Origin of the sequence: Paenibacillus hamazuiensis, from assembly GCF_023276405.1 — a bacterium.
GTDB lineage: Bacteria > Bacillota > Bacilli > Paenibacillales > NBRC-103111 > Paenibacillus_AF > Paenibacillus_AF hamazuiensis.
Map to the genome: position 1 here is coordinate 8,336,575 of NZ_JALRMO010000001.1, position 18,520 is coordinate 8,355,094.

At 45.9% G+C, this 18,520-nt stretch carries 9 protein-coding genes, 1 pseudogene and 1 riboswitch; of the genes and pseudogenes, 9 read left to right on the forward strand and 1 reads right to left on the reverse strand.

From position 1 onward, the window contains the following. Window positions 1–23 precede the first annotated feature (23 nt). Both MYS68_RS36645 and MYS68_RS36650 read left to right on the forward strand, forming a co-directional pair. Window positions 24–9,512, forward strand: a complete 9,489-nt coding sequence (locus MYS68_RS36645; RefSeq protein ID WP_248930459.1) for an RHS repeat-associated core domain-containing protein — start codon at window positions 24–26, stop codon at window positions 9,510–9,512. 20 nt (window positions 9,513–9,532) lie between these two features. Beyond that, window positions 9,533–10,171 (forward strand): HEAT repeat domain-containing protein, encoded by a 639-nt coding sequence (locus MYS68_RS36650; RefSeq protein ID WP_248930460.1) that lies wholly within the window; start codon window positions 9,533–9,535, stop codon window positions 10,169–10,171. Window positions 10,172–10,745: 574 nt separating this feature from the next. Here MYS68_RS36650 and MYS68_RS36655 read toward each other — a convergent pair. Next, a pseudogene (locus MYS68_RS36655) lies at window positions 10,746–12,102 on the reverse strand (IS4 family transposase). A 575-nt stretch (window positions 12,103–12,677) separates the two neighbouring features. Here MYS68_RS36655 and MYS68_RS36660 point away from each other — a divergent pair. The 7 genes from MYS68_RS36660 (at window position 12,678) to MYS68_RS36685 (ending at window position 18,495) form a co-directional block, all read left to right on the forward strand. After that, window positions 12,678–13,112, forward strand: a complete 435-nt coding sequence (locus tag MYS68_RS36660) for a hypothetical protein (RefSeq protein ID WP_275983644.1) — start codon at window positions 12,678–12,680, stop codon at window positions 13,110–13,112. A 74-nt stretch (window positions 13,113–13,186) separates the two neighbouring features. Further along, window positions 13,187–13,741: a hypothetical protein gene (locus MYS68_RS36665; RefSeq protein ID WP_248930461.1), complete on the forward strand. Its 555-nt coding sequence runs from the start codon at window positions 13,187–13,189 to the stop codon at window positions 13,739–13,741. 104 nt (window positions 13,742–13,845) lie between these two features. Then, window positions 13,846–14,169: a hypothetical protein gene (locus MYS68_RS36670; RefSeq protein ID WP_248930462.1), complete on the forward strand. Its 324-nt coding sequence runs from the start codon at window positions 13,846–13,848 to the stop codon at window positions 14,167–14,169. 177 nt (window positions 14,170–14,346) lie between these two features. Next, entirely contained in the window at window positions 14,347–14,808 is a 462-nt protein-coding gene (locus MYS68_RS36675; RefSeq protein WP_248930463.1) for a hypothetical protein, read from the forward strand. A 666-nt stretch (window positions 14,809–15,474) separates the two neighbouring features. After that, window positions 15,475–15,588: riboswitch (cyclic di-GMP riboswitch) on the forward strand. A 39-nt stretch (window positions 15,589–15,627) separates the two neighbouring features. Beyond that, entirely contained in the window at window positions 15,628–15,762 is a 135-nt protein-coding gene (locus MYS68_RS38770; RefSeq protein WP_275983645.1) for a hypothetical protein, read from the forward strand. 36 nt (window positions 15,763–15,798) lie between these two features. Continuing rightward, window positions 15,799–16,893, forward strand: a complete 1,095-nt coding sequence (locus MYS68_RS36680) for a stalk domain-containing protein (protein ID WP_248930464.1) — start codon at window positions 15,799–15,801, stop codon at window positions 16,891–16,893. A 39-nt stretch (window positions 16,894–16,932) separates the two neighbouring features. Beyond that, window positions 16,933–18,495 carry a stalk domain-containing protein gene (locus MYS68_RS36685; RefSeq protein WP_248930465.1) on the forward strand — a complete coding sequence of 521 codons (1,563 nt, stop codon included), beginning with the start codon at window positions 16,933–16,935 and terminating at the stop codon, window positions 18,493–18,495. Window positions 18,496–18,520: the final 25 nt, after the last annotated feature.

Genomic DNA, 18,520 nt, shown 5'->3' on the forward strand with positions numbered 1-18,520 from the left:
GAACCGGCATGGGAGGCGCTTCTGTGAGGCATATATATAGAGTAGCGGCAGTATGCTTTTTCTTCTTCCTTATTCCTTTGCGTATGGCACACGCCGAAACAGTGGAAGATCTTATGAACCATATGATCGGGCCCAAGGAGCAGTACGATACGATGCTGTCTCCGGTTTATTTGAAAACAAACCAACTGGAAGAACAGATCAGCCCGCAGAGCGGCCAATTGACATTATCGCAGACGGATTACGTGCTGCCGGGCAGAAACGGAATGGATCTGGAAATCAAGCGCATTTATAAAAACAACGCAAGCAATCTTGAAGGACTGCAGGTCAGATACATTGACGGCGCATGGGTTGATTACCCTTACCCGGAAGACTATACATCTTCTTTTTATGAAGATCGGTATAATCTCGGCATTGGCATGCGTTTCTCCTTTCCTTCTATTGAAATGAAGGGTAGTCAGAAGTTTTTGCATACGGAAAGCGGCGATGTGTATTACTTGAACAAATCCTATTTAAACCCGTCCGAATATATCGTCGAGGGGCAAACGGTTAAAGATGTAACGGTTAGAGAGACTGCGGAGTATTCGAACGGCCAATCCGACGGAACATCGAAATTTGTAATGACTACGAAGGAGGGCAAGAAGACTTATTTCGCCGATGACGGAAGAATTCTCGCCATGATGGACCGGTATGGCAATACGATCAAGTTCGAGTATGCGACGTTATCCTACGAAATTGACAGACGACCGGTGAGCAAGAGGTTGATCTCGCAAATCACGGATTCGTTGGGCAGGGTTACCACCATAGAGTACAAAGAGGACCCTTCCTTTACAGTGGGGCCAATCGCAAACATACAATATGGAGCCGACGAATCTTATAAAACGTCCCAAAATCCGAATAATGTAGACTCAGGCGATCTGAACGGCAAGTTCCAGGTTATCGTTCATTTGCCCGGAGATAAACAGCTCGTTTATGACAAAACGGCGCTGCTTGTCAGCTATTCCAAGCATGTCATCCGGACCCGGCTGCAGCGTGTGTTCGATACGGACGGGAAGCCCAAATACCATTTTTGGTACGAGCGGCCGTCTCTTGGTTACACGTTTACCGGCAACACCGACTACTCTGCATTCGATCATTACGAAAATTTGGTGCAGGTGGACTACAGCAAAACGAACCGGATCAAAAGATATACTTACGAGACGTACATTAAGAGTCTTGGCTCCGGAACGATGCAGTACCGCAAAATATTCGAATCTGCGGATTTGTCAAAAAGCGGGTTCGATGCTTCCCGGCCGTCTTTCCTGGAGCGGTTTATTACAGAGGTTAAGGACAAAACAAACTATAAATATACGGTTGAACCAAACGGCTATGGTACGGACGGATATAGAGGGAATGACGTCAATTACCTACGGGACACGTTCAGGTATTACTCGGAGGCAACCGAATCGAATGGGAATACGACAAAATACATCTTCGACGGATTGCATCAGCTGCTGGTTACAGAGAAGCTTGGCAAAGAGCATAAAGAAGTCATCACCCAGGAACGGGATGAAATGAAGCTGGTCAAAAAACAGGAAACCGTCATGTATAATGTCGTGAACGGTCAGGTCACCGGCAATCCCGTGAAGAAAATCGAAAATTTGCGCTACGACGAATACGGAAACCTGACAAACTATACGGGACCTGAGGCGGAAAGGGATGCGAGCGGGTATCCGACCAATTCGGAGCATACGGTGATTTATTCCTATGCTTATGATAAGTACCACGTTCTTTCGCAGAAAACCTGGAAAATAAATAAGGATACCACCGGCCAAGTCATTTATTCCATCGATAGCAGAGGGAACGTCGTCCGGTCAACCAAAGTAAATGCCGGCGGCGATGTGGTGACCGAGCATCTGTACGACAGCTATGGCAATATGACGAAAAAAACAACGATGTCCGGCAGCGATTCCTTTGTTACGTATTATGAATACGGTACGGATGCAAATGGAGTCGATATGAGGGGAGGTTACCTCACCAAGGAGTACAGCCTGCTGGACGGACAAGAGATTGCCAAACGGTACTCCTACGATTTCAACACGGGTAATCGTTTGGCGGAAATCGATGCGAGGGGAGGCCGAACTTCCTACGAGTATGATGCCGTAGGCCGTCTTGTAAAAACGACGCTGCCGGACAACGGCATCAAGGAATACAGCTACGAAGACAATCCTTATGCCAATTTCAAAATCCAATACACCGATCCCGAAAAAACGGCATTTTCGTATGAGTACGATATCAAGGGCAATTTGCTGAAAAACAGCGTATTCGATCGAGGAGCGTGGAGATTACTCAAATCGTTTGAGTTTGACGCCAAAGGGAACAAAACGAAAGAAACCGATGCCAACGGACACAGCATTCGTTTCGAGTATGACAGCAAAAACCGAATCGTCAAAAAGAGCTTCTGGGAAAACGATATCACGGATAAAGGCTCGATGAAGGTCAGCTACACGATAGGCGACGCACAAAGTACGCCTCTGCTCGTTACGATTACGGACGAAGAAGGGTACATTGAACGATTCTATTACGATGTATTGGGACGCTTGACCAAATCGGAAAGGACGCCGGATAACGCTCAATTTTATACCAACTTGTTCACGTACGATTATACCGGCAACAAGCTGAGCGAAACCGACGGGAACAATCATACGACCCGATTTACCTATGATTCCTTGGGGCGTTTGATAACCAAAACGGACGCCCTCGGGATGGAGACGAAATACACGTACAATGCGCTGAACAAGGTTACGCTTCAGAGGGAGCCGGACGGCAAAACCACGGAATTTATTTATGACGGATTAGGCAGATTATCCCGGAAAAAATTGTACAAGCAAGGTGCGGAAGCGGACTATATCTATACTTCATATGTTTACGATCCGGCAGGAAACGTTTTGAATACCAAGCAAGGAAGGATAATCGGAGGCGCCGATTCCCCGTCTTCCGACACCTCCTATGCTTACGACGCCATGAACCGTGTCATTGAAGAAGCGACGAAAATGGATGAATCCAGAACGGCTGTCGTCAGCAATCAGTACAACCGTAACGGAAACAAAACCCAGGTCGTCCAGTACGCCGATGCGGATAAGTCGAAGTTTCGTGTATACTCCTACGGTTACGATTACGCCGGTAAAGTAAGCGAAGAGACGGGAGCCTACAAGGAGCAGGACGGCAGCGGCAGCGAAATCGTCTACGGCAGTTATCTCAAGCGGACCGAACGGGACTATGCGGGGAATACTGTAAAAGAGATGGCTTTCAATGGCAGCGGCTGGGATACGACGACCTATACGTTTAACTATAGGAATAAGCCTATCCTGAAAACCGAACCGTTTGCAGGAAGTTCCGGCGAGAAAAGAACCCAGTATCAATATGACAAAAAAGGGAATCTTCTGACAGAGACTCTGACGATTCAAGGTGCGGATGCAACGACCTCGTATAAGGTCGACGGACTTGGCCGAACGATTGTCAAAGTCGATCCCTTGGGGAATATGATCAAATCTCTGTATGATGCGGCCGGGAATCTGATCAAAGAAACCGATCCAAGATACCCGACACAAACAGCGGAGCAAGCACCGGGTAAGGAATACAAATACGATGCGCTGAATCGCTTGGTGAAGACGACGGTTTTTGACGGAACAGCGAGAACAACTGTCGTTTACAAGGAATATGACGGCCGCGGCAACGTCGTCAAGGAAGCCGACGGCGAAGGTTATAACGCAAGCGAGCCAAGAAATTCGATCGGCAGTGTGTTTGAGTACGATGTTAGCGATAAGAAGATCACTTTCATATCGGCACAAACGGCTGCGTTGAACGCATCTGGCGGGACAAACAATGTAAGCAATCGCTACACGTACGACGGATCGGGAAATGTGCTGACCGAAACCGATGCCGCTGGGAATGTAACAAGATATTCCTATTATTTGAACGGCTTGCTCAAGGAGAAAACATTCGCCGACGGTTACAGCGAATCTTACGATTATGATTTGACGGGGAAAGCCTGGGTTCGAAAAAAGGACCGCGCCGGCCGAATCACGACGACATTCCAGACCATATTCGATAAGCCGTACCGGATCGATTATCCGGATGGGACAAGCGAAACGTTCCGGTACTCCGCCAAAGGCGATTTAATCGAAAGTGTCGATCAGGCGGGGAATGCCAAATATATGGCCTACGATCCTGCCGGGAACCCAGTGTGGAAGAAAGAATTTATTCGTTCGGACCAAGGGTATACGTATCATAAAGTAACGAGGATGCGTTACGACGAGGCGAATCACCTGATCAGCAGCGAAACGTTTCTTGAAAGAGCGTCCCAGTCTGATGGAGCCGATGTGTCGGAAACGTCAGCAGGGGATAAGACCGATTATATCTATGATAAAGCCGGCAGACTTACCCGGATTTCCGGTCCGTTCGGAAGAGAAACGATTCAGGAATACGACAGGGCCGGCAATATGATCGCCAAGCTGCAAAAGGTAGAGGAAGGAAACTATGACGTCAGGCGATTCGAGTACGATATACGTTCGCTCGTGACGAAAGAATCGCTGCTCGTTCGTACATCCGGGCTGAGCATCGATTCCTTGGCCGGAGCCGAGTTTGACAACGTATACGCGGACCGCGTCAAGGCAACGACAACCAGCACCTATTATAAGAACGGCAAGCTCAAGAGCAAAGCGGATGCCTATGGAAAGGCGACGTTTTACGAATACGATTATGATGGAAGGCCGGTTAAGAAGACGGACCCGTTAAAGGCGGTAACTACCTACGGCTATGATCTTAAAGGCAATCTGGTCAGAGAGACCAACAGCAAAGGAATAGCTACGGTATACGATTACGATGCGATGAATAAGCTTATTCGCAAATCTGTTCCCGCCGCGGGCGGGGGAACGGCGACGATAAGGTATTTGTACGATGCCGCGGGCAATCTCGTCAAGCAGATCGCACCGAACGACTACGATCCGGCTAAGGATATTCCGGCTTTGCTGGAAACGCTGGCAGGCATGATCTATGTCTACGATGCGATGAACCGGCGTACGGCCACTATCGCTCCTGACGGTCAAGGTCTGGAGTATATCAAGTATACCGGCAAGGGACAAGTCGAGAAAATCGTCAACGGTGTACAGTATAACGGAGATGTCGCCGCTTCCCCAGGGACATCCTATGTATACGACGGATTAGGCAAGGTGCTCGAGTCTACCGATGCTCTGGGCGGCATCACCAGGTTTGCCTACGACGTGCTGGGGAACCTTGTAACTAAAACGGATGCCAGAAACATAACGACTACTTATGCTTATAATCCGGACGGAACGTTGGCTCTTACGATTAACCCCGACGGAGGAAAGATCAGCTACAGCTATGACAAGCTGGGGAGAAAAACATCGGAAACCAACCCGTTAGGAAGTACGACCACGTACTCATATAACGCATTCGGCAAGGAAAAGACGGTAACGGACGCGTACGGGTTCACAGTCGAATCGAAATATGACTTGAACGGAAATGTCGTGTTGATGAAAGATAAGCGGGGCAGCGCCACGCTCATGAAATACGATGCGAACGGCAAAATGGTCGAGAAGAGGCTGCCTTTAGAGCTTGACGGCAGCGGCAATGTCGTCTATGCCGTAGAAACGTATGTGTACGACTCTTTGGGCAACCTGCTCAAGAAAAGCGTCACCGATTCCAAAGATAAATCTTTCATCCGTGAGACGACTTACACTTACTATGATAATAACCTGCAAAATACGACATCAGATAACGGCGGCGGATACAGCAAGAAATATTACGATCGAAACGGGAACGTCATCAAGCTGGAGAAGCAGCGGGACGCCGGAGTTATGGATATCGAGAAATACGTGTACGACAGCCAGAACCGGATGATCCAGCGAATCCGGCTTGCCGACGAAGGTAGCTTCGCGCCTGAAGCCGGCTTCGCTTCTATCGCGGATCTGAGGGATAACGAATATCCAGGCAAAATCCGTCTCATCACCGGATACGCCTATGATGCGGCGGGCAATAAAATCCGGGAAATCGATCCGAGAGCGTACGCTTATCCGGCAACAGACACGGCCAATCGGGATGCCTTCACGTTTACTTTCACGTACGATGCTTTAAACCGGTTGGAGAAATCCGTCCGTCAGTGGAATGGGACTGAAGTGTACAAGCAATACAGCTATGACGAAGTCGGTAATAAAATCGCAGAACGCAGCGAACGCGGATTCGAGACTCGCTACACGTATGATTACGCAAACCGGGTGCTCACGGTTACGGACCCGGAACAGCAAACGTTGATCTACCAATATGACCTGGCAGGTAATAAAATATCGGAAACGAACGCCAAGGGATACGCCACGACGTTCCAATACGATAAGCTGAACCGGCTGTCTTCGGTCACGGACCCGAATCAAGTCGTCATTCAACATCTCATCTACGATCCGAACGGCAATGTGGCCAAGAAAATCGATGCCAAGGGCTATAAGTCCGCCGATACGGATGAAGGCAGATACGGGATTTTGTACGAATATGATTTGGGCAACCGGGCCATCAAAGTCACCGATCCGGAACATGCCGTCACCAAGACAAAGTATAACGCTGCAGGACAAAAGGTGCAGGAAACGAACGGATTGGAGCAAACGTTCACCTACGCCTACGACGCGGCGGGCCGCTTAATCCGGGTTACCGACCCGCTAGGAGTGGCCGTCACGTATGAATATGACAATGCGGGGAATAAGCTGTACATGACCGACGGACGGGGCAAAATCACCCGTTACAGCTACGGCGCCTTCGGATGGCTGCTGGAAACGGCCAACGCAGAAGGGCTGTCGATCCGCTACCATTACGATCTGGCCGGAAACGCAGCGGCAATGACGGACCGCATCGGCAATCACACCGTGTACGCGTACGACAACCGGAACCTGCTGCTGAGCAAAAACGTCAAGGAAACCGGGGATTCCGTAAGTTATACGTATGACGAAGCCGGCAACCGTCTTACCATGACCGACGCCAGCGGAACGAGCAGCTACACCTACGACAAGAAAAATCAGCTGCTGAGCATCGCCAAGGACGGCGCCGCGCAGATCTATTATACGTATGATGTCTTGGGCAACATCGAATCGGTAACGGACAAAACCGGCGTCACGACAGCCTACAGCTACGACAAGTTAAGCCGGGTGGAAACGGTGTTGTTTCAGGGAAAGAAGACGGTATATTCCTATGATGAAAACGGCAACCGCACGTCGATCGCTTACGACGGCGGCGTCACCGAAGAATACAGCTTCGACAAGAACAACAAGCTGTTAACTTTAACGAACAAAAAACCGGACGGCAGCACGATTTCGTCCTACAGTTATACGTATGATGCCGCAGGCCGGCAAACGTCCAAAACCGACAGCTACGGCACAACGAACTACACGTACGACGCGTCAGGCCGCATCGAGAAAGTCGAGGCTCCCGGCAAAACGACGCTGTACACGTACGATCGGTCCGGCAACCGGCAAACGCTGAACGAAACATACACCTCGGTGCAGCCGAGCGGTTTTATGGACCCGAACACCAAAGCGGAAGTACAATACAAGCTCAAGAAAAGCGAATATGTGTACTCGAGCACAAACGAGCTGCTGAAGCTGGTTGAAAAGATGTACGATGAGGCGGGACAACAGCTTCTCGAGAAAACGACCAACTATCTGTATGACGCAAACGGGAACGAAATCCGTCAAATGGTCGCCTATCTCCATCCTCACACCCGCAGCATGAGACAAGTCATGGGGGGCAACCTGTACGGCGACGAGATTACGGATGAATTAAACACCCTGATTGAAAAGGTCAGCAGCACCTACGACGGCTTTAACCAGTTGAAGCAGATGGAGAAGATCAAGGGCGGAGACCGGGTAACGGTAGACTATACGTACAACGGCGACGGATTGCGAACGAAAAAGGTCGTGCGCAGCTCGAAAGACGCCTATGCGGAGAAGGTCACGAATTATCTTTACGATCGCCAAAACGTCATTCTAGAAACCGATGCGGCGGATCAGGTGATCGTACGTTACGTACGCGGTATCAACTATATCGCCCGGATAGATAGTACGGAAAAACTATCCTATTACCTGTATAATGGACATGGGGACGTCGTGCAGACCGTAAGCGCGGCGGGAGAAGTGGAGAACCAGTACGATTACGACATCTTTGGCAACCCGACCTTAACGGTGGAGGAATACGGCAACGCCATCCGGTATGCCGGGGAGTTCTTCGACGATGAGACAGGGCTGTATTACCTAAGGGCGCGTTACTACAATCCGTATACGGGACGATTCACCACCGAGGATACGTATGCGGGGCAAGCCGAAGATCCGTTATCGTTGAACCGCTACACGTATGTGCTGAATAATCCGCTGATGTACAAGGATCCGACGGGGCACTGGGAAGAAGGCGACGAAAATTTAAGCCCGCAAGCGCAAGATAAGATTATGGAACTGACTGAAGCTTATTACAATGCAACCACGGATGAAGAGCGAGAGGCTATTCACGAGCGAGCGGAGAGTATCCGCAACGGCTCGGGTGGAATCGTAGAACCCCCAACGGATTCTGAAGCTGGCAAATCCAGCAACGGCGGGGAGCATACGTCGAATTCCGGCGACAGCAGCAAATCCGATTCGACGAAAAGCTCCGAGTCGGATGATTCGGGCTCAAGCAGCGACGAGCAAAAAACTCTGACGAAAGATCCGAAAGAGGCGGAAGCTCAGGCTAAAGAGGACAAGAAGGATAAAGCTGCTAGCAAGCCAGTCTCGGATGGGCAACCTATGTTAGCCTATCAAGTGAATAATTATGTACAACTTGATCAGTCTAATTTAAGCAAGAATCCGAATGAATTGAAGGAAAACAGTTTTTGGTCATCATTAGGTAATATGATACTTGATGCGGCTAAAAAAGGTATCACTCTTATTACACCAATAACTGTTTCCGGACCCAGTATCCCCAGTATTCAAGTAACACCTATTACTAGAGAAGAAGAAAAGCCATTAATACAGACACCGACCCCTGAGAATGAGAAGGTAACAACAATAAAGGATCCGGTTATTGTTCAAGAAACCACTACAATTAAAGACCCTATTGTTCAACCAGAATCGTCGCATGTTGTATATGATCAGGCGGAACAAACCGAGGAGACGGATGATGCTCCGAAATTACCAAACCAAGGTACAGTGACTGGGAATGTCGAAGGAGCACCAAAAGTTGATGCTGGCAAACAAGGAAAGCATGTTCCCGGACATAATAATTTTGACCCCAATAAGTCCTCATGGGGTGAGGGACAGGATGGGGTCGACTTAACTCAAGAAGCTTGGATGAAAGGTACACCAACAAGCAATTCTGATAAAGTAAGAGTTTGGGATGCAGGAGAACCAGTTGGACCTAACGGGGAAACGGGTGTTCGAGTTCATATGGATAGTAAAGGTAATATACACGGTTATCCAGTAGACCCGAATCAGTACCTTCCATAATGGTAAAAAGGAAGTGTTATATGGATATATCGTATTCATTAGAAAGTGAATTAAAGCAATTTTGGAGTTGGCTTGGAACAAGCAGTAAAGAATATGAATTATTAGGTACAAAAACTAACAAAGAAGAGTTCATGTATCCCCGTTGGAATGAACTAATAAGACTGACTTGTATTGCAATAGCCAATTTAGAAATTGGTGAGACATCTCAAACAAATTTGATACTAGAGGTAATGGCTTTAGATAATGAAGAAGAGGCCATACTTACTGAATGTGAAAACCGATTAAGTAAATCTAGCTTGAATATTATTATAGAGAAAGGTCATTTATTCCCTTTATCTAATACTAGATGGCAAATTGCTGAGTTAATAGGTCGAAAACAGGATAAAGCATGGGAAAAGTACTTGATAATTTTAACTAACGATTGTAATAAGTACGTTCAAAGAAGAGCCCTATTATCCTTAGCAAAAATCAATCCACAATTAGCAAACGAAATATCTTTTCAAAAGTTAGAAGATGATGACGAAATGTTAAGACTAATTTCAATCAGAATATTAAACCAAACATCATCTGGCTTGTTGAAAGATGCAATCAAAAAGCTAGATGGTGACACAAGTTCGTTAATTTTAGAGGAACTAAGCAAAATAATTCATGACCAGTGATAGTTTTGCTTAGTATTCATTTTGACCTTGATTGGCCTCGTGCCTTTCAAGGTTTCTTTTTATCCGCCGCGATATCGCAAACAACAATATTTGCGAACAACTCATGAACATGAAGATTTAATATGATAGTGAAGGATGAATGCAGCAAAATTACAGTGCTGCACATTGAACTCATGATGGTAATTTTTTCGATTGAACTCATGATGGTGATTTTTAGGTGAAACTCATGAAGGTGATTGTTTAATGTGAATCTATGGGTAACGGTAGGTGTAGCATGCTTCTATATTCCGACCAATGCAAATACGTCGAGATGACGTTTTCTAACGGCAGAGTGTACAAACTCCCGGAGCATGAAGAAGAATGTCGCAGACGCAAAGTTCGGTGGTTTAATCATTAGGATTGACCGCCAGACGAGAGTGTGTCATAATCTTCGTGCAGACAGCCTGTGCGGCTGCGAGCAACTTCGTAAACTTTCGGCACTTGAAATTTCACTGTGACAGTGAATTCAGGTGCCTTTTTGCGTTTGGACGATCATCCGGAAGGGGTTGTTGGCTGCGGGAATATAATTAAGTACTCAACTTTCGCAGCTAAGATTAGTCAGTAAACCCTTGATATAGTTGGGCAAACCAGCGATCCATTGTTGGACTTGACTAATAAGTGCAGACCTCTCCCTATTGGTCTTGGTCTTGGTCAACTCCAAGAAGAACACCACAATTTGTTGTAGCGCCGATTTGAAGTCAAGTTCCCGAACTTCGTCTGCAAACAGGAAGAAGAGACCTCCAAGTGAACGAGCATCCTGATTCGCACGGCGTTCCCATTCTAATAACAAGTAACGACTGAACACAATCGTAGTATGGCAAATCAGCGAATCGAACGATCTGCCTCGGAACTCCGTCCCAAGCTTCAAATGGGATTTGGTGAATTTAAAGAAGGTTTCTATGCTCCACCGCATTCCGTAAATCCTCACGATTTCCGTGTCGCTCAGTTCGGTATCGGTGCTCAAGATAACAAGCCATTCCCTACGACAGTTACGGTTTTGCACAAATACGAGTCGAATCGGCAGACCACAAGCTGTTTGAACAAGAAACGAGCCGAGTACATCCGTTTTGGTCGATCACGGCAGCCTTTGGTAAAGCTCCTTCAACGTGACGAGGTCTTCACCCAAGACATAGCGCTGCTTCATCTCCTTGATCATCCCGATGACGTGAAGCCCTTCCGACATAAGGCTTCGCAATAGTGGCGCTTGCGTAAACCAGCTATCCATGAGCACAAATTCAGCAGCAAAACCAGCCCGAATCGCACGTTTGAGTAATTCTACGACCGCATCTGGCTTACGGGTGAATGCTTCCAAGCGACGCTTATATCCTTGGGTCCGTTTCGACAAGTTATCTTTTATTTCACAAAAACGGTTGGTGATCTTAGCGGAACTGAGCATGACAAAATCGATCGGTGAAAAGCTGAAGCCATCCGACCAACCCAGCGTGAGCATATTGTAACCGCGGACGAATCGGCCAGTCGTATGGTCATGAACGCGAGCCAACAGTTCTGCTTTCTTGCTTCGATTTCGCTTCAAAAACAGAATCGTCTACGACAAACACGCGAGTACGAGAACTTGAAATGAGAGATTCGAAGCGCCGAACAACCAAGAGACTTAGGCTGTGAAGGAATTTACGCCACGCAAAGCCGGAATGATTAAGAAAGCGATAGATGACGTCCTTGCCAGGCACCGAGGAGCGCTCACTCTCTAACAGGCGATACCAATTACGCTGCTGGAAAACAAGCGTGAACAGAAGCTGAAAAACTTCCAGCGCTGGCATACCGAACGACTTACGAATGCCGGCCTGGCGCAGCAAGTGGCCGATTTTTAAAGTAACAAACAACGATGTAATTCGATGCAAACTCTTTTCAGACAGAGCGTTCTGGTGTACCATGAAGATACGCACCTTTCTGTTTGGAATGGGGATCTGGACAATTTCCATTTTACCAAACGAAAGGTGTTTTTTCTGTCAATTCAAAGAATTAATCGTCCGCAAACCGCACCACATCTGGCTTAGGTTAGATTTTCAAGATGCGAAAGTTGAGTTAATCATCTAAGAATGATTAATGGCTCTTCTAATTCTTATGCTGTTATGGAAAAAAAGCAGACGGAAGTTATATACAAGTGGGCGGCGGGCCATTAGAATTTACGGTAGAGGTAAGGGAATATTCCCCTAATGGTAGTTTTACTCATAGGAAAGCAAGGCAAAAGTATTCCATTTATTCTGGGAAAACAAAGATAATAATTTCTGGTTTATTAGTAGAGGTCCAAACAAATCAAGTTCTGGATTTAGAAACGGTGATCCTTTTATTCAAATCGTTTTTGAAAGGTGAGAATTTCCCAACGAGTGTTGAATGGGATGATATTACAAATATGTTTTAATGATTTTACTTACCCTTGATATGGCTTTGTGCCTTTCAAGGTTTCTTTTTTTGCGAGGTTACCCGGTACCGAATAACCCCCTTATCTTTGAACGTGCGAAACAATTCGGTTATATTTACGAGAATATACAGCCAGTACAACCCGGCTGGGGAGAAGATCAAGGAAACCGACGCTTTGGGCAATACGTCCACATATGAGTATGACGCGGCAGGCCGTTTGATCAAGGTGACCGACCCGCTCGGCGTCGCTGTGGCATACGATTACGACAAAGCGGGCAACAAGCTGTACATGACCGACGGCCGCGGCAAAGTGACGCAATACGGCTACGGCGCCTTCGGCTTGCTGAAGGAAACGACGAATGCCACAAACCGCGAAATCCGCTTCCAATATGATCTTGCCATGAACGTAACCGTCATGACTGACCGGATGGGGCGCCATACGCGGGTACCGCTACGACAACCGCAATTTCATCGTAGAGAAAGCAGTGGCGGAAACCGGCGACCGAATCCTTTACATCAATGACGAAGCGGGCACCGCATCTCGATGCAGGACGAAAGCGGCACAAGCAGCTACAAGAATTAGAGTATCGATTGACGATGCTTGACAATCGTACGATAACCGATCTTGACCGAGAGTTAAGTAATCAGTCGTTTGGCGAATTACTTGGTGCGGTACAGCTAAATGCGATCTTTAAATCAAGTATCATGATAAATCGTACAGCCGCTATCGAAAGTGGTGCGACGAAAACTTGGAACGATCTGGTCAAAAAGGGCGAAGTGCCTTCTAAGGAAGTGAGAAAATTTGAAAAACCAGTTGCCGGAGATGCTCAGAGTGCTGGTTTCCCTAAGGGTACGGGTAAATTCAAAGGGGTTGAAGTTGTTGCTCCCAAAAATCAGTTAACGGAATTAGATGATATTGATTTAAAAAGTAAAACTATTTTTGAGGATAAAAACGCTTCTGGTTTATACATGGAGAACCCGACTGTACCACAAACAGAACAACAATGGGCGAAAAAGCAGATTTATAATAAAACGGTAAATAGAATTGACACCATTCAAAATGCTGAGTCAACCAGACCTACAACAAATGGAAGTCAAAGTGTTCCATCAGTCAGCGATATTCAAAACATAATAACTATGTTTTTAGGATAAATGCTGATACTCCTGCTTTAAGAACAGCGGTTCAAAATGAGATTAATCAATTACAAATCAAATATCCGAGCTATAATTTTTCAGCTCAGTTTGGAGGCCAATAAATGTCTGTTAGTGTGTTTAGAATGAATCCAGAGGATGATTCATTTGAAATAGGTTTTGAAATGCCAATATCTCGCGAAGAATTCTTTACAAAGTTTTGGCAACCTGCTATTGAGGAGTTACAAATTTCTGGGATTCAGAATGGAATAGAATTAAGAAAAGAGCAGTTGGAATCTACACTTCTGGAGTTAGAAAAATTGAGAATATGGGCACAATCTAATCTTAAGAATAATGATTTGGAATATATGGTCGCTAGGATTGATTTGCTTATAAAAGAATTGCCTTTAGCTTTTAAAACAGATGATACCATTTTGTGGATTGGATAGGCAAGACATTCTAATGGACTTGTTCATACCGATGTGCACGGCTACGATGTTACTGGCAATTATGCAATCGACGATGATTCGAGGGTTGCGTGGATTCCGGGCGGCGTAGGTGAAGTTGTTGTCAATAGTGACACGGCGTTGCCCGATGATGCCCATTATATCAACTAGGGGGATAATATGATTGATATTTTGAAAATGTATCAAGAATTTCGTAATTCTGATCGTCCGGACCATCGTCTTGCTAAAATTACTGAAATTGCTGACGATCTTGAGTACTACAGAGTCAATGTCAATAGAGAAGCACTAAAATTGGTTGTTTATGAAATGATGAATGACTCTCTAAGAGAAGATGATGAGGCGATCAAAGAAGGGTTATTTGATGCATTATGTGGTGCTGCTACTTTTTATGATATTGTGGAAGAGATCGATTGGGATCCACTAGCTAATCAAATCTCAAATATTGATGATAAGTATCTTGAAGTTGTGTTCATTTGCCTTGGTTTTTCTGGTAAAGCGAAATATCTTCCTTTACTAGAAACCTATTTAAGCCACCCTAGACAAGATATTGTCGAAGACGCAAAAATGGCTATTTCAGAAATTAACCACAGAAACAAGCAGAATGAAAAAAAAGAGATGTAGTCCGCAGAGTGATTTGATAATCCGGGGCCAAAACTCTCTGTTCGACAAGTTCTGCTATAAGCGCCTTTCGGCGTGAAATGCAGGAGATTACAATGAAAGAATCTCAACTTTACAACCAAGGATGGGAATGACGAATCCATGTTTTCCGAAACCATCCCGCCAATACTCCTGCAGGCATCATGGCTGACAGGTCATGGGGTTTGAAGATTTATAAACAAGTGGGCGGCGGGCCATTAGAATTTACGGTAGAGGTAAGGGAATATTTCCCTAAGGGTGGTTTTACTCATAGGAAAGCAAGGCAAAAGTATTCCATTTATTCTGGGAAAACAAAGATAATAATTTCTCGTCTATTAATCGAGGTCCAAACAAATCAAGTCCTGGATTTAGAAACGGTGGTTACCCGGTACCGAATAACCCCCTTATCTTTGTACGTGCAAAACAATCCGGTTATATATTTACGAAAATGTATCAGCCAGTACAACCCGGCTGGGGAGAAGATCAAACAGGTGCAAAGGCTTTGGGCAGCAATCTTTTACAGGCGCCGCTGCCTCTCATCCCGTTCAAATTCGATCTTATATCCTAATTCTCGATAAATTTTTTAGGATTTTCGTAAAGATGAAGCAGGAAATTATTCCTATGCGTAGAACTATAAGACTAAACAAGCGAACTGAAAAAAGGCAAACCTCGCCGAAAGGGAGGGACGCAAAGCCACGGGCCTGAATCTTTGGGATCGTTACGGTTAGTAGCGAGACTACGAAGAATGGCAGCCGGGTTACCAGGATGGGCTTGTTTTTTGTCGTTTTAAAAGGGGATATCCATTTGGGAGGAGAGGTCGAGGGGGGCAAGGAGCAAGTAGAAATAACCGCAAGCCTGTCGTATTGTCGTATGGCCATTACGGTCGGCGTGCCGACCTGCCTGTTTCTGGGTATCGATATTCAGGAAATCAAACGGTAGCTCTTCAAACCGACATCCAAGAAGGAGAAATGTCCAATGAAAAAGTCGATCACAGCTGTAATTGCAGCCGCCGCTTTTATTTTGAGTACGCCGACGGTAACCAAAGCGGATGAAGCGATCCCTGTTTTTATCAACGGTGAAAAGATCTCGTTTGAAGTTCAACCGTTTATAGAAGAAGGTACGACGATGGTACCGTTTCGCCCCGTATTCGAAAATTTGGGCTTAACCGTCAGTTGGGACGGCGAAACGCAAACGGTGAAGGGGACGCGGAATAACTTAACGATCGAACTTCAAATCGGGAGCACAACCGCCAAACTCAATAGTGCGACAGAGAATCTTGCCCTGGCGCCGAAGATAGTGAATGGAAATACGTTTGTTCCACTTCGCTTTATTGGCGAAGCGGCGGATAAATATGTAGTCTGGGACGAGAAAAAGCACTCTATTTTTCTGCGAGACGATGTAGCTACGTACATGCAAAATACGCTTTATTATACCGATAAGCAAGTGACTTATGTCGGGGATATGAAAGACGGCCAAAGGAACGGGCGGGGTACACTTTATGCCGATAAAAAGCTTGTTTTTGAAGGGGAGTTTAAAGATAACCGAATCAACGGCACCGGCACCCTTTATTGGCAGGGAGGGCAGAAGCTTTACGAAGGGCAATGGTCTAAAGGGTTCATGAACGGCTCCGGTAAGCTGTACAAGGAAGATGGAAGGCTTTGGTATGACGGCATCACGATGGTCGATAATTCCATTCAAGGTACAGGGACGTTTTACTACAACAACGGCGCCTTTTATAAGGGGGAACTGGTTGACGGGATTGGCTCCGGGCAAGGGAAATTTTTTAATGAAAATGGGAAGTTGGTCTACGAAGGTCAATTCAAGGAGGGCTTGTTCGAAGGAAAAGGGAAAATGTTTTATGCCGACGGCAACTTAAAATTTGAAGGAGAATTTCATGAGGATGAAGCAAGCGGTATGGGCAAACAATACAGCCCGTCCGGTGTTATCACATACGAAGGCTACTTTAAGAACGGAATAAGAAACGGACAAGGTACGCTTTATAATTCGGATGGAACCGTGAAATTCAAAGGAATGTTCAAAGATGGGAAACCGGTTCCGGACTCCAAATAAACGGGTAGTATCCGAACAAGTACATAAGGGGAGATTTTCGTGAAGAAAAGTATTAGCATCCTGTTTATGTCCTGTGTCATTTTCACTTCCATTCCGGCTGTTAACGCCGAAGAGAAAGAGATTACGGTTTACATTGACAAGAAACTTGTCCAATTTGACGAACCGGCAACGATTGTCGATGGAACGACCATGGTTCCGTTTCGACCGATTTTTGAAAGGCTCGGTCTTCAAGTTTCGTGGGATGAGAATACTCAAACCGTTTCGGGCAAAAAAGACAAATGGAGCGTATCCTTGACTATCAATCAGCAGCAGGCAAAGGTGAATGGAGAAACAAAGATTTTGCCTAAAGCTGCACAAATTATGAATGGATATACGTTTGTTCCCTTGCGTTTTATCGGGGAAGCCACCGGCAGAAATGTATTGTGGGATAACGATACGAAAACGATCGACATTGTCTCCACGCTGCGTTCCCAGACGAATGACATGCTCTATTCGAATGGTTTGAAATACGAAGGCGATCTCAAGGGCGATATGAAAGAAGGCAAAGGAACATATACCTATAACGGCGCTGTTTGGTATGTCGGGGATTTTAAATCCAATAAAATGGAAGGGCAAGGCAAGCAGTATGATCCGGACAGTCCTCAATCCTATTATGAAGGACAGTTTGTAAACAATTTGCCTCATGGCCAGGGGAAATTAGTATTTAATGATGGTTCTTATTATCTCGGTGAGTTCAAAGAAGGGGTAAGAGAAGGATTGGGTAAGATTTACGCTAAAAACGGGAAGCTCTGGTATGAAGGCACTTATGTTAATGACGAAAAGGAAGGCGCGGGGAAGAGTTACTACCTTGATGGCAGTTTGCTTTATGAAGGGAATTATAAGGGGGGGCGACAGCATGGCTTTGGAAAGATCTATTACAAAGGACAAGTAACTTACGACGGGGAGTTTTACAAAGGAAAAAAGCAAGGAAAGGGGAGAATGTACAACCTGAAGGCATCGCTGTTGTATGAGGGCGAATTTTTTAATGATGTTCCTCACGGATTTGGCAAGATGTACGATGAGAAGGGCCGGCTGACTTATGAGGGAGAATTTAAGTATAACAACGAGACGGGAAAAGGAAAAATGTATTACGAGAACGGCGAAGTTTACGAGGGAGAGGTTTACAATAATAAACCGGAAGGACTGGGGACATTAACGGACGCCTCCGGAAAGGTCATCTCGAGCGGGTATTTCGAAAACGGAAAATATAAGGCACCGGGTCTGGATGAAAAAGATGAACAATATAACATCGTCCGGTTGAAAAAAGCGTTTCAACAAAAGGTCATTGATGGCATCTCTTCAAATCCATACGGTTTAAAAATCACAGAAGCGATCATGTTCCTGGAGCTTCCGACCAAGGACTCCTTAAATCAATTTCAGCAGCTGTCGGAATATTCAAAGAAGCAATTGATCAACAGCTATGTTCAGGAACATTGGAGAAGTGTTCTGGGTGTGAAGCACTGTTATGCAAAAGTGATATTCCAAAATACCATTTATGCGGAAGCGGACATTAGTCATCAAATGTTCAATGACGCGGTCAATCTTGAAGTTCATGCCAAGTGAAAAAGCGTGCCGGAATCCTGCTGAC